Origin of the sequence: Oculatella sp. LEGE 06141 (assembly GCF_015207605.1) — a bacterium.
Classification (GTDB): Bacteria; Cyanobacteriota; Cyanobacteriia; order Elainellales; family Elainellaceae; genus Oculatella.
Map to the genome: position 1 here is coordinate 23,566 of NZ_JADEWO010000057.1, position 14,295 is coordinate 37,860.

The following is a 14,295-nucleotide window of genomic DNA, read 5'->3' on the forward strand; positions in this document are numbered from 1 at the left end:
CCAGTTCAATTAGCCCAATATTTATTTCAGGACGGGTTGACAACGAAACAATCAGCCTTTCAGATCGTTTGCCACTCAATCAAATTCCTGTAGGATTGAGACGATCGCCTGAACGCAGACAAATCAGGTCAAGCAGTCCATTGACTAAGCGATCGCGTTCCATTGGTAAACTTTCCTGACCATGCAGTACCTTTTGCAACAGGACGAAGTGAACTAATGTGCCGATGAAGATCCGAGCAGACACCTCTGGATCAGCAAGCTGTAGTTTAGATTGAGCCGCGAGGTATTGGCTAACGGCTTCAATCCCCGGTTTTTCTAAACTGCGGATAAAGATGTGCGCTAACTCTGGAAACCGCCCCGACTCTCCAATGAGTAAACGCATGAAGGTGAGCATCTGTTCATTTTCCATAATGTTGTCCAGCATTTTACTGGCCAGCGTTTGCAGCACCAGTCTTGGTTCACTCTGAAGCTGCTCGGCCTGTTTGAGATTAAATACGGGTTGAAATTGGGTCTGTGCCAGTTGCTGAATCAGAGCTGTAAATAATGCTTCCTTGTTCTGAAAGTGCCGATAAACCGTTGCTTTAGACACTCCTGCGATCGCCGCTACCCGATCCATACTGGTTGCTGCATAGCCAAATTCGAGAAATTCTCGCATGGCTCCATCCAGGATGACCTCTGCTTTTTCGGGCAATCGTTGACTGTGACGGTGGTTGTTATCTGATGAATCCATCCTCGATCTCTGCCTGAAGTAGGATTAATCCCGCTAGACTGTTTGGTAGGTTTAAACGAAACTAAACGGTTTCGTTTTATTCCTGGCTGGTTTATTCTACTACATCTACAGGCGATTAGTCGCGTGTGGTGATGATTTTCAAATGTTGGACGCCTATCTCGACACCTGCCTGATCGACTCACCTGTGCTGATCGAGTAATTGGCTTAATGTTATGTGTCTCAACCCGTGACTGGAGATCTGAATCATGTCTTCTGATATTTTGATTGTGGGTGCTGGCCCCACGGGGCTGCTATTAGCTGCCGGATTAGCCCGATACGGGATTAAACCCCGTTTAATTGATAAAAATCCTTATCCTTCCAAAACCAGTAAAGCGTTATCGCTATATGCCCGGACATTGGAAGTGTTTGATGATTTGGGCATGGCTGAAGAGGCGATCGCCCAGGGATTCTCGCTCCAGGGATTCAACTTGTATGCCAACTGCAATCCCATTGCTCATGTTGATTTAAGCCAGCGTCGTTCTCACTTTCCCAATGCTATGGTTGTGCCCCAATCTGATACTGAGGCGCTTCTGGGACGGGCGCTGGAACGGTTGGATGTTCCGGTTGAGCGATCGGTCACGTTAACCCGACTGGAGCAAGGTACAGACTGCGTTACGGCAACCCTCAGTCATGCCGATGGGCGAGAAGAACGCTATCGGGCTGCATGGCTGATTGGGTGCGATGGTGCAGGCAGTACAGTCCGCAAAGCTGCAAGTTTGGTGGATGATGGAATGACGATTCCTGTCTCCTTTGTCCTGGCAGATGTTGAGATGAGCTGGGATTTATGCCCTCGGGAAGCGCATGTTTTCTTCACATCCGATGGTGTATTAGCAACATTTCCATTACCCCAGAAAAACAGTTGGCGAATCATTGCCAATGTACCCATTGAAACCGAACTCCCAGACGAGCTAGACTTGCAGCTCTTTGAGGAACTTGTACAGAAGCGATCGCACCTTACTCCCAAACTATCTGCTTTAATGTGGACAAGCCACTTCCGGGTTCGACAACGAATGGTGCGTCAGTGTCGAAATGGACGAGTTTTAGTGGCGGGAGATGCCCTTTCCTCCCACAGTCCAATCGGTGGGCAGGGAATGAATACAGGTTTACAGGATGCCTACAATCTTGCCTGGAAGCTTGCGTTGGTCGTTCAAGGCAAAGCATCAATTGATTTGCTGGACTCTTATGCCGCAGAACGATTGCCAATCTCTAAGTCGCTACTGCTGGCAACCGGATTGGGAACACAAATGCTGCTGCTCCAGCAACCTGGCGTGCAGCAACTTCGTCAGCTCGCCATTCAATTTTTGCTTGGGCTGGCTCCGGTTCAGGATCGCATGATTAAAACTCTAATTGAATTCGATGTGAATTACCGCAATAGCCCTATTGTGCAGGACGATCCGGCGTTTTTGCTGTCGCTCCACACCAGGCAACCCAATCTGAACAATTGGTTGGCATTCAGGAATGGGCCTCAAGCAGGCGATCGCGCCCCCGATGTTGAAGTAGAAACAGCAGACGGAACAAAGCGGCTCTTTCAAGTGTTTTCGGATGAGTTAAAACACACGCTGCTGCTGTTTGCTGGCACATCTGACCTGGCCAATGACGCCCGGTTGAACCAGAGCCTTCAAGAATTTGCATCTTTTTCCCACTGGATGACGGTTCATTTGGTGTGGCCGAGCCGTCAAATTCCTGATGCGATCGCCCCTGATGAATCGGTGCTGCTTGATCCGCAAACCCACTGCCATCAGCAATACGGTGCCACCGGAGAATGTTTGTATTTAATTCGTCCCGATGGCTATATCGGCTATCGTAGTCAATCCCTTTATCAGAGCCAACTTCAAGCCTACTTCCGTCAGCTCAGTATGACGAGTGAATGAACAGCGAACGGCTATTCCTCTGTCTTGAACGCGATTTGAACAGCGGCTCCGCTTCTTTTCTGGGTGATTTGAGTGATTTGATAATTGATCTGACCATTGATCTGACTATTTCTGACTGGCAAACCTAACCCTATTCCCTATGCTGAATGAGTAGGAAACCGCTACAGGTTTACTACACACTTGCTGGCTCCCTTGAATCAAGACGCAAAATGATAAAGAGATTCATCCGTCAATCAGGTAGCCAAGCTATGTTACACCCTTACAGCCAGGAGAAAGGTATGGCACCCGGAATGATGGTTCAAGGTAAATGGACAACCCAGCGGAATGAACATGATCAAAGCGGTCGGTTCAAGGCGATCCCGACCACGTTTCGCGATCGCGTCACCGCCGATGGATCGAGCGGATTCAAGGCCGAAGCCGGACGCTATCACCTCTATGTGTCTCTGGCGTGTCCGTGGGCGCATCGCACTTTAATTATGCGAGAACTGAAGGGATTGAATGATGCCATCTCTGTTTCGATTGTTGATCCGGTGATGAGCGACAAGGGCTGGATGTTTTCGGCAGCACCGGGAGTCATTGCCGACTCGGTGAATCACGCTCACTATTTACAAGAGATTTATCTGAAAGCGACTCCTAACTATACCGGGCGAGTGACGGTTCCGGTGTTGTGGGACAAACAAACTCAAATCATTGTCAATAATGAATCTCGCGAAATTGTGCGGATGTTGGATGTGGAGTTTGCTCCATTGGCCACCCAAAAAATAGACCTGTACCCAGTCAGCCTTCAACAGAAGATTGATGAGGCGATCGATGCAATGTACCTGCCCATCAATGTAGGTGTATATCGCTCTGGTTTTGCGATATCGCAAGCTGCTTACGAAGATGCCGTCACCGAATTGTTTGAGGGGTTAGATCGTTGGGAAACTGTTCTAAGCCAGCAGCGCTATGTATGTGGCAATCAACTCACCGAAGCGGATATTGGTATGTTTGTAACGCTATATCGCTTCGACTCAGTGTATCACGGTCACTTTAAGTGCAATCTGCGGCGAATTCTCGATTATCCTAACCTCTGGAATTATCTAAAAGATCTGTATCAGCGTCCTGAGTTCAAAGCAACGTGCAATCTAGACCATATCAAGCGCGGCTATCACATGAGTATGACTGAAATTAATCCCACCCGAATTGTGCCCAAAGGCCCCGTTCTCAACTTTGATGAACCGCACGATCGCGATCGCTTTGGCAACGCTTAGTGGCGTTAATTGTGGTCTTAATTGTGATCATTGAAAGTAATTTGAGCAGCAGCGAATTTCTCTTGTAGGGGCAATTTTGGGGTTGCCCCTACAAAGTGTTCAGCCTCTTCTACACCCCTTAACGGTTAGGTTCATGGTGGCCAAACAGAGTAATGCCCATAGCGGCGATCGTCACCAGTGCAATGGCTGCCAATGTTCGGATGCTTAATTGCTCCCCTAATACAAGAAAGCCTACCAAGGCTGCGATCGCGGGTTCAATGCTGATCAATACGCCAAAAATTCGAGGTGGTAACGACTTCAACGCTTTGAAATCAAGGGAGTAAGGCACTACTACATCAAACAGAGCAACAACAATGCCAATAGCACAAATAGAGGGCTTCAATAAAGCAATCCCACCTTGATGAATCCCCATTGGTAGAAGTAAAATAGCTGCAATTGTCATGGCTAAGGCCAACCCTGCACCACCTGGAAAGGCTCGACCAACTGCATTAGACATCAGAATGTGAATGGCCCAACATCCGCCAGACAGTAGCGCAAATGCAATGCCAACGGCGCTAAGAGGCGCACCACTGATGGGAGCCAGTAAAATGAGGCCAATAGCTGCCAGAGTAATCCAAATGGCATCTAACCACTGGCGAGAACCCAGCACAGCAACGCCCAACGGCCCAACAAATTCCACCGCAGAAGCAATGCCAAGCGGCACTCGGTCAACCGCTTCAAAGAAGGCAACACTCATGCCTGCGATCGTCAGCCCAAACAACGAAATCAGAATGTAATCCTCATAGCGATGATGGCGAAGCTGTGGCCGCCAAATCAGCAGTAGTAAAATAGCGCCCACTCCGGTTTTGAGGAAGGTTGCACCCAAGGGGCCGAGAACATCAAACAAGTCTTTGGCGATCGCCACTCCTAATTGGGCTGCAAAGCTTGATAACAAGATCAGACTACTTGGCGGCACACCTCCGGTCAGCGCTTTAAAGTGTTTGGTTCCATGTAACAGAAAAGCGGTTAACGATGAAAGACGAGCTTGCAATGGCTGGCTTTGCCTACCACTGGAAAGGATAGATTGCATGACTGTCTCAATTTGAAATGCTCTCGAAAATAGCACAACAGCATTGAGTCATGCTGCTCATTTCAAGCAATTGGGCTGAAAGCGCCACCGTTCTACATGGATTGACAACACTCTGTGGATTGAGCACGGGCAAACTCACATAAAATTAACCAGGCTCATTGGCTCGACCGTTCCGCGTAGGAGTGCAACGAACGGGCTGGGAGCGGACGGCAGTGGGTTAAGTATTACAGTTGTATTTATGTAGATGAGGCAAGAACCGCTTTTTATAGTGGAAGAAACGAGCACTCGCTTGATGCGATCGTCTCCAAAGCGACCAATGCAAAATTTGCTCTATGGTTTCAAATACCGGAAACAAAAGCTTCCAAAGGAGCTTTTGCAGTTCTGGAAGGCTCAAGGGGACAATAACCCCCGTGCTGCTTTGAAGGCAGCCATACTGCTGAGGAACCTCTCGCTGCTGTTGAATTTTTTTGGGGCACTGGTAGGGGTTCAATCTGATGACGCAACACAGTGAGAAAAGCTTGAGCCGCCCTGACTAAATTCATATGCCGATGCCACCCTTGCCAAGACCGCACTTCGTATTCGCTGAGTCCCAGTTGGTCTTTGGCAACGGTAAAACATTCTTCAATCCGCCATCGTTGACCTGCCACCCAAACCATTTCTTCGAGGGTTGTCTGAGCTGGTGCATACACCTGATAGTAGGTGATGGAGTGAGGACATCCGGTTTCTTTAGATTGCGACGAAACAACAACCAACGGCTAAATCCTTTTTCTTTAGCAGAGTTGACTTCAATCCATGCCCAATCGTAAAGCCGCTCTCCCTTGGTGCCATAACCACAACTGAGTCTTTGCCATTGTTGAGCTTGAAGTGATTGCGCTAAAACTTTTGCGCGATATTCTTGATAACCAATAAAAACAGAATGTTGACTATTAACGGTCAACAAATAAGGTCGTTGATGTTGTTGTTCTAACCACCACCAAAACTTGCCGTCGTTACCATACACTTCATCTGCAACCACCCAACCAGGACGCAGTCCTGACTCAAAGGCAGATTGCAGCATTTGTCTGGCGAGTTGAGGTTTGGTGGCAAAATTGACGGTATTGGGAACGCCTGCCTTTCGCCGTTTGCTGTCATCTCTTGCCCGGGACTGCGGTAAGTACAAACGTCGATTGATCAGGGTCTGCCCAGCAGGACACACATAGGCAAGAAATACACCCACTTGGCAGTTTTCTAATCGTCCGGTCAAGCCGCAATACGCACCTGCACCCCAACAGAATGATCTCCTTGTTTAATAAACCCTGTTTCATCAACTGCCAGAATGAAACCAACATGACTTAAAACGCATCAGATGTAGCACTAGTCTACTTATCTACAACTGTAAGACTAAGAGAATGCTTAAAAGTCTAATTTGTAGCCCGACATCCGTAGGGGCGCAGCATACCCTTCGGGAAGCAATCTACAGGCAGTACTTCTGGGTCTATTTCAAGGGCTATTTGCCGAATGCTACGCCCTTACAGGAGACATTTGATACTGCTCAAACAACCTTGAAGCAGCAGGTGAAGAGAGAAAGCATTACCAGTGGTTGAAGCGCCTAGTCTGGATGGGACTTACAGCCATTTTCGTTTGCATTCACCGCACCCCACACCGATCTTGGCGAGACTGTGGCTTGCTCGATTGAGAACTGCTGTAAGGAGCCGCTTTATCTTCTGCGATCCTAATCTGCATCCCTGGGAACACTGTCTAAGCAGCTTGCCGGAATTCAAAACTTCACCTTCAGTTATTTCTATAGGGGATGGTGGCGATCGCTACATCACAGAAATTGAAATAACGACCGTGATATATCTTGAATCCAACAAGCCTCACTCAGTCAAGGGATTCTCTTTAGAGTGGATAGCCAGTCCCATGATCGATTCAACAACAGCTTTTCTCACTGCCACCTCTTCGGTTTCATCCGATCATCATGACTTCTGGATAACAGGGTTTCCAGGGCTGAACATCATGGCAGATGGGCTACTCGCTCTGGCTTGCTACACCGTTTCTGTAGCGCTCCTATGGGTTCAGCAACACAATTCGTCCCTTAAACGGGTACTGCTGTTGTGTGCCGCGTTCACCATTGCCTGTGGCACTTCCTATCTAATACAGGTTTGGGCAGTATGGTACCCACTTCACTGGATAATCGACGGAATTAAGGGAATGGTTGCGATCGCTTCTCTAGTTGTAGCGATTGAGATAGTGCTGCGGATCTACAAACGTAACTCTGTAGAACCAGCCTTAAGCGACAGTAGGGAACAGCTCAGATTAGCAATGGATTTAACTGGAATTGGCAGTTGGGACTGGCTAATTCCCACAGGTGAGTTGATCTGGAACGATAACTACTTTCGACTGATGGGATTGGTGCCCGGTGAAGCAGAAGCAACCTCCGATACCTGGATACAGCGAATTTATCCGGATGATCTTGAGCGGTTTCAAACGACTGTCAAACTTGGATTGCAAACCCGCACTCCTATTGAGCATGAGTATCGAGTCGTTTATCCAGATGGCAGCATTCACTGGCGCTTGAGCAGAGGTCAAGGAATCTACAACGAGTCCGGTCAACCTGTGCGAATGGTTGGAATTATCATGAGCATTGATAAACGCAAACAGGCAGAAGCGGCGTTGCAGCAGCGAGAACAAGAGTTTCGAGCGCTGGTTGAAAATGCACCTGATATTATCATGCGGCTCGATCGAGACTGCCGCTATCTCTACATCAATCCCACCATTGAACGACACGCCGGGATTCCTCCATCTGCTTTTGTTGGCAAAACTATTCAGGAATTGGGGGCAACCGAAGCCTTACTGCACCTCTGGCAAACCACGATTGAGCAGGTGTTTGAAACGGGTCAAGAGCAACGCATTGAATTTGAGTCTGCAACGATCGCTGGGTTAACTCACTATGCATCTCGGGTTGTGCCGGAATTTGCGAGTGATGGCTCGGTGCAATCCGTGCTGGCGATCGCCCGTGACATTAGCGATTATGTGCGGACGCTGCGCGAACGAGAACAGGTTGAGGCAGCTCTTCGTCAACGGGAAGCCCAACTGCAAGCCGTAACCGACAATATTCCTGGTGCAGTCTATACTTACGTTTTGCATCCCGATCGCTCGTCTCGGTTTGAATACATTAGCGATGGCTGCTATGAAGTGTTTGGCGTTGAAGCCAACCGAATTATGGCAGATGCTCAAACGGTGGAAGCAAACTTTCATCCAGATGATCAGCAGGAGTATTGGCAAAGAGCGATCGCCTGTATGGAAACGATGTCACCATTTTTCTACGAATGGCGGCATGTTCGACCGTCTGGAGAGGTTGTATGGATCGGTGCCAGGTCTCGTCCAGAACGCCGGGAAGATGGCAGTGTTGTCTGGCAGGGTGTTGTGCTTGATATCACTAACCGCAAACAGGCCGAAGCCGCACTGAATACCCAACGAGCATTTCTGCGCCAGGTGATTGATGTGGTTCCCAATATTATCTGTGCCAAGGACGAAGAAGGGCGTATTTTAATCGTCAACCAGGCTGGTGCAGCCATGCATGGAACAACGGTGGATGCAATGGTTGGCAGACAGGAAATCGACTTTAACCCCAATGTCACCGCTGAACAGCAGGCACAATTTTTGCTCACGAATCGAGAGGTAATGCAAACTCGCCAATCTCAAAAAATCTCGGCTCAACCTATTCTCGATAGAAATGGCAACGTTCACTGGTATCAAACTGTAATCAGCCCCCTAACTACCGTAGACGGGCAGGTGAGAGGCATTGTGGGTGCAATGACGGATATCACCGACCTCAAGCAAATTGAACAAGCGCTACAACAGGCTAAGGAAGCCGCAGAGTCGGCTAACCTTGCTAAGAGTATTTTCCTGGCTAACATGAGCCACGAATTGCGGACACCGCTCAACGTGGTTTTAGGCTTTACTCAAGCGATGAGTCGCGATCCAGATTTGTCGGCACACCATCGAGAAAGTCTGCAAATTGTCCATCGTAGCGGCGACCACTTATTAGGGTTAATTAATGACGTGCTGGATCTATCCAAGATTGAGGCCGGACGGCTTACCCTGGATGAAACCAGCTTCGATTTAATTGATTTGCTGCGATCGCTAGAAAACATGTTTCGTCAACGGGCTGAGGCCAAAGGGTTACAGCTTTTCCTCTCTATTGAGCCAGCAGTTCCGCACTACATTACAACAGACTCTAAAAAGCTGCGGCAAATTCTGATCAATTTAATAGGTAACGCCATCAAATTTACAGAGCAAGGTCGTGTAACGCTGTGCGTTAAGGCAAAGCAGGATGCTCCCCATATCCTGAGCTTTGAAGTAACCGATACAGGTGTTGGCATTGCCGCTGATGAGTTAAACGTCATCTTTGATGCGTTTGTGCAAACTCAATCCAGTAGAGTGTTTCAGCAGGGAACTGGACTTGGGCTAACTATCAGCCAGCGATTGGTTCGGCTAATGGGAGGCGACCTGAGCGTTTGCAGTGAACTGGAGAACGGCTGTACGTTTTCGTTTACCGTTCCCGTCTGCATCGCCGAATCCACGGATGGGGCGATCGACTCCCGTCCTCGTCAGGTCGTACAACTGGCTCCCGAACAACCGCCCTACCGCATCCTGGTGGTTGATGATCAGCCTGAACATCGTCAACTGCTGATGACACTGCTGACCCGGTTGGGGTTAGAGGTACAGGAAGCCGTCAATGGACAGGAAGCTGTAACCCTATGGCAACAGTGGCAGCCTCATCTGATCTGGATGGACATCCGGATGCCTGTGTTAAATGGATATCAGGCCGTTCAGCAGATTCGGGCTTGTCCGGCAGGACAGTCAACGGTGATTATTGCCCTAACAGCTCAAGCCTCTATGAACGATCGCTCTCTGGCTCTCTTGTCCGGGTGCAATGATTGTGTCATCAAGCCGTTTCAGGAGGATGTATTATTGAGCAAAATGGCAGACCACTTAGGGTTGAAATATCTCTACGTCGATGAGGAGCAATCGGCAACTGGAGTTTCTTCAAATCGCTCAGCATCGCTTCATTCTGTCGATCTAACCGTGATGCCATCCCTGTGGATTGCTGATCTGCGGCAGGCGGCTCGCCTGTGCGACGACAGTGCCATTGAGCAGCTCATCCAACAGATTTCACCAGAACAGGTTTCTTTAGTTAACGGTTTACGTCAGCTCGTTCAAACTTACGAATTTGCTCAAATTATTAGTTTGACAGAATTAGAATCAACTAATGTCAGCATTTGAAGAAAACATCAGGGACTCCGATACTGCTAACCTTGACGTAAAACACGCCAACCTGCTGGTTGTGGATGATCATTTGGACAGTTTGCGATCGCTGTCACAATTACTAGACCAGGCGGGCTATCGCATCAGAAAAGCCACCAGTGGCAAAATGGCGCTAGAAACTATTCAGGTCGAGTTGCCAGACCTGATCTTGCTGGACGTACAAATGCCTCAGCTCAACGGATACCAGGTCTGTGAACAACTCAAAGCCAATGCCAACACTTGCACCATCCCCGTCATTTTCTTGAGCGCCCTTCACCATACAGAGGACAAGGTCAAAGCATTTGCGGTCGGTGGTGCAGATTATGTGACGAAACCCTTTCAGGCAGAAGAAATACTGGCTCGCGTTCGTCATCAAATTACCATCCTACGCCAGCAGCAACAGCTCACCGCTCAGAATCGGCAGTTGCAACGGGAAATTCAGCAGCGTCAGCAAGTGGAATTGATCCTTCAGCAGACTAACTTAGAGCTACAACAACTGGTTAATTTAGATGGACTCACGCAAGTTGCTAACCGTCGCTGTTTTGACGAGTACCTTGATCAAGAATGGCGACGGCTGAGGCGAGAGCAACAGCCCCTATCGTTAATTTTGTGCGATATTGATTACTTCAAACCCTACAACGATCGCTATGGACATCTGGCGGGTGATGTTTGTTTGCAGCAAGTCGTGTGGGCGATCGCTCAAGTGGTAAAACGGCCTGCTGATTTGGTTGCCCGTTATGGTGGAGAAGAATTTGCCGTCATCTTACCCAATACAGATGAACGGGGTGCGCTGACGATCGCTCAGGCGGTTCAGGTTGCCATTCAACACTTACACATTCCCCATGCCGACTCAACCGTTGCCGATTACATTACCCTCTCGGTAGGAGTAGCGTGTCTGGTGCCAACCCTCAACGCTTCCTCAGAGATCCTGATCGCCGCCGCCGATGTCGCACTCTATCAAGCCAAGCAGCAGGGGCGTAACTGTTACTGTGTTCACTCGCCCAACAGCACACCATTGACGAACTAAATGGGTTGAACTAGACAAATGGCTTGAACTAACAAATAGTGATTGACTAAATCCGTGATTAAACCAATTCAGCGGTTGCCGATACTCTTAATTTTCCTCTGGAGCGGAGTGGGGCTATTTCTTAGCGCCTGGATTATTGTTCCTGCACCCACTTCAACGCTACTCCCTCTGGGAGTGGGTGCCCCGGAAGTCAGCCCCTGGTTAACGGTAATGAATGCTGTAGCGCTCTTACTCTTGCTCTTGCTGAGCCGACGGCGGCAGGGAACAATTTACCTGTGTTTAATGGGTAATTTGGTAGGGCTGTTTATCAGTCTTCTGCCACTGAGCCAATTACCTGCAACCCAACAACGGGCAGCGATCGCCATGCAGCAAGCCTTAGGTGAGGATTACTTAACTCATGTGCCCCAATCTGTTCAAGCCCAAATGCGGCCTCAGCCGTTTGGGTGGATAGATGCATTGCGTGGCATTGCCCCTGCTGCGGTTCGTCATACCAGCAACCTTACGTTTGCTCATCCAGACGGTGTGCCCTTGACACTAGAAATCTATCAACCGCCGCAGGTGGGTCAATACCCCGCAATTGTAGTGATTTATGGGGGCGCATGGCGAAGCGGCAGCCCATCTGCGAATCCTGAATTTAATCGCTATATGGCGGCACGAGGCTATGTTGTTTGGGCGATCGACTACCGCCACGCACCGCGTTATCGCTTTCCCGCACAGCTCAACGATGTGCAAACAGCCTTACAATTCATTCGCCAACATGCCGCAGAGTACGAAACAGATGTGAACCGCATTGCCTTACTGGGGCGATCGGCAGGGGCACACCTGGCGATGTTGGCGGCCTATCAACCTGAGGCGTTGCCCATTCGGGCGGTGGTCAACTACTACGGGCCTGTAGATCTGGCCGGTGGCTATGCCGACCCGCCCCAACCTGATCCCCTGGATGTGCGAGCGGTTTTGAGGAGCTTTTTGGGCGGCACGCCCGATGAAATGCCGCAGCGATACGCTCAGGCATCGCCCTACACCTATGTCGCACCCTCTCTGCCGCCCACGCTGTTAATCTATGGCGATCGCGACCATATTGTTCAATCCAAGTTTGGACGGCGAATGTACGAAAGCCTGAAAGCTGCTGGCAATACAGCGGTTTGGATCAACATTCCCTGGGCAAACCATGCCTTTGATGCTGTGTTCAATGGGCTAAGCAACCAGTTCGCTCTATTTCATACAGAACGGTTTTTGGCATCAATATTACAGCGATCGCCAAATGCGGTTGATATCCTCAGCAGTCAGTATAATGACTCCGAGTGGTGTTTAACTGGCTTAAAGCAAGTCAAAGGTTACGCCTGACAGAGTACAAAAAAGATAGACTTCAGCTAGTACCCAACCAACCACACTCTAATTTTTTTAGAGAGGCGATGCGACCAGCGGTTAAATCTTCTTCCCACGCCCCGGCCTCAGCAATAAGGCAATCATGTTAGTGGGATGACGCGCATTTTGCCCTAGAATGAAATGCCCTACTCTTCTTGATTTAAGATTTAGATTCAAATTTGGCCCTTAGTGTTCAACCTCTCCATTCCATTCCCATGACCGCCGACCCCATCCAAGCCTACTTGCGTTCGATTGGCAGAACGCCTTTACTGACTGCCTCTGAAGAACTAGAACTAGCTAGATCTGTGCAGGCAATGCTGCCGTTGCTAGAGGCAGAGCATCTAACCCCGCAGCAAACTGCCATTCTCCAGCAGGGCAAACGCGCCAAAAATCGCATGATTCAGGCGAATCTGCGTTTGGTCGTCACCATTGCCAAGAAATATCAAAATCGAGGTTTGGAGTTGCTGGATCTGATTCAGGAAGGCAGCCTTGGCCTGGAACGAGCCGTCGAGAAATTCGACCCGGCCAAGGGCTACAAGTTCTCAACCTATTCGTACTGGTGGATTCGACAGGGGATCACCAGAGCATTACAAACCGACTCACGCACCATTCGCCTTCCTGTTCATATTCAGGAAAAGCTGAGCAAGATCAAAACAACAACGCGATCGCTCGTGGTGCAATTGGGACGCAAGCCAACAGCAGAAGAGTTAGCGATCGCTCTGGAAATGAAAGTAGAAGAACTGCGAAGTCTACTCAGCCAGCAGCGTCAATGCGCTTCGTTAGACGCATTCATCGGGCAAGAGCAAGAAACTCGCTTGGGCGACTTGATCCCTGATGAACAGCAACAGCAGCACATGGAATCCATCACCTTACAAGATCAGTGCCAGCAATATCTGTCCTGCTTAAGCGACAAAGAGCGAGAACTGATTGTGCTGCGCTATGGGCTAAACGATGGCAACAGCCGAAGTTTGGCAGAAGTTGGGAAAGTCTTTGGGTTCTCCAGAGAACGCGCCAGACAGATTGAAGTAAAAGCCATGCGAAAACTGAGGCAAACGGCAAACGCATCGGCTTAACGCGCCTTGTTTAAGGACTGCGATCGCTACAGTTAACTCAATTGCTCAAACCCAGACACGCAAGCTGAGTGAGATAGTTCACTCAGCTTGCGTGTTTTTAGCTCGATCTAAATAGATCCCGCGTTTGCCTGGTACAACAAATTGAAGCTCTCTTCGTCGTCACAGCACATCTCCCTTCTTCCACATACTCCCAAAAAACCTCATCCAGTCTGGCTTCAGGGCTTTGTAATCACAAACCACAAAAAAGTTCCAAACTTATTCTAATTTCCTTGCACAGTTCCACATTTGTTCTGCTATATTGGATAAGCGCCAGGGAAAAGCTCCAGACTTAGCGTCTTGAGACTTAAGCACACGCTAGATGTAGTAAAACGCAGCTAACGAGTGTAGAGCCCACCCCTTACAGGGTAAGTTGCAATCTCAGTACGCTTAAAAAGTATCGAGAAGACCAACTCCAAGCGTATAGAACCTGGACAAAAGAATAGTTTGAAAGCGTCAAAGCAAAACCTCGTCAAGTAATAGCTGAAGGGAAACCTGAAGCAAAAAGAAGAGGAAGACCAAAGAGAAGAGAGGGAACTCGATTTA

Annotated in this window: 9 protein-coding genes; 6 read left to right on the forward strand and 3 right to left on the reverse strand. The window is 49.0% G+C overall.

Annotation, left to right across the window (positions count from 1 at the left end):
- Positions 1-79 precede the first annotated feature (79 nt).
- Positions 80-730 carry a TetR/AcrR family transcriptional regulator gene (locus IQ268_RS25975; protein ID WP_193885309.1) on the reverse strand — a complete coding sequence of 217 codons (651 nt, stop codon included), beginning with the start codon at positions 728-730 and terminating at the stop codon, positions 80-82.
- Between the two features lie 245 nt (positions 731-975).
- Between IQ268_RS25975 and IQ268_RS25980 the strand changes: the two genes are divergently transcribed.
- On the forward strand, positions 976-2,640 hold the full coding sequence (locus IQ268_RS25980) for an FAD-dependent monooxygenase (protein WP_193885311.1): 1,665 nt from the start codon (positions 976-978) through the stop codon (positions 2,638-2,640).
- 278 nt (positions 2,641-2,918) lie between these two features.
- The gene (locus IQ268_RS25985) at positions 2,919-3,890 is read left to right on the forward strand and encodes a glutathione S-transferase family protein (protein WP_193885328.1); all 972 of its coding nucleotides are present in this window, start codon (positions 2,919-2,921) and stop codon (positions 3,888-3,890) included.
- 118 nt (positions 3,891-4,008) lie between these two features.
- Here IQ268_RS25985 and IQ268_RS25990 read toward each other — a convergent pair whose 3' ends face one another.
- Both IQ268_RS25990 and IQ268_RS25995 read right to left on the reverse strand, forming a co-directional pair.
- Positions 4,009-4,959 carry a DMT family transporter gene (locus IQ268_RS25990; protein WP_193885313.1) on the reverse strand — a complete coding sequence of 317 codons (951 nt, stop codon included), beginning with the start codon at positions 4,957-4,959 and terminating at the stop codon, positions 4,009-4,011.
- Positions 4,960-5,497: 538 nt separating this feature from the next.
- Positions 5,498-6,202 (reverse strand): transposase, encoded by a 705-nt coding sequence (locus IQ268_RS25995; RefSeq protein WP_193885315.1) that lies wholly within the window; start codon positions 6,200-6,202, stop codon positions 5,498-5,500.
- A gap of 656 nt (positions 6,203-6,858) precedes the next feature.
- Here IQ268_RS25995 and IQ268_RS26000 point away from each other — a divergent pair.
- The 4 genes from IQ268_RS26000 to IQ268_RS26015 all read left to right on the forward strand — a co-directional run bounded on the left by IQ268_RS26000 (position 6,859) and on the right by IQ268_RS26015 (position 13,713).
- Positions 6,859-10,227, forward strand: a complete 3,369-nt coding sequence (locus tag IQ268_RS26000; protein ID WP_193885317.1) for a PAS domain S-box protein — start codon at positions 6,859-6,861, stop codon at positions 10,225-10,227.
- Positions 10,214-11,275 (forward strand): PleD family two-component system response regulator, encoded by a 1,062-nt coding sequence (locus tag IQ268_RS26005; protein ID WP_193885319.1) that lies wholly within the window; start codon positions 10,214-10,216, stop codon positions 11,273-11,275. Before IQ268_RS26000 ends, IQ268_RS26005 begins: the two co-directional genes overlap by 14 nt.
- Before the next feature lie 54 nt (positions 11,276-11,329).
- Entirely contained in the window at positions 11,330-12,619 is a 1,290-nt protein-coding gene (locus IQ268_RS26010; RefSeq protein WP_339383586.1) for an alpha/beta hydrolase, read from the forward strand.
- Between the two features lie 200 nt (positions 12,620-12,819).
- Positions 12,820-13,713, forward strand: coding sequence for a sigma-70 family RNA polymerase sigma factor (locus IQ268_RS26015; protein ID WP_228035738.1), 894 nt, complete (start codon positions 12,820-12,822; stop codon positions 13,711-13,713).
- Positions 13,714-14,295: the final 582 nt, after the last annotated feature.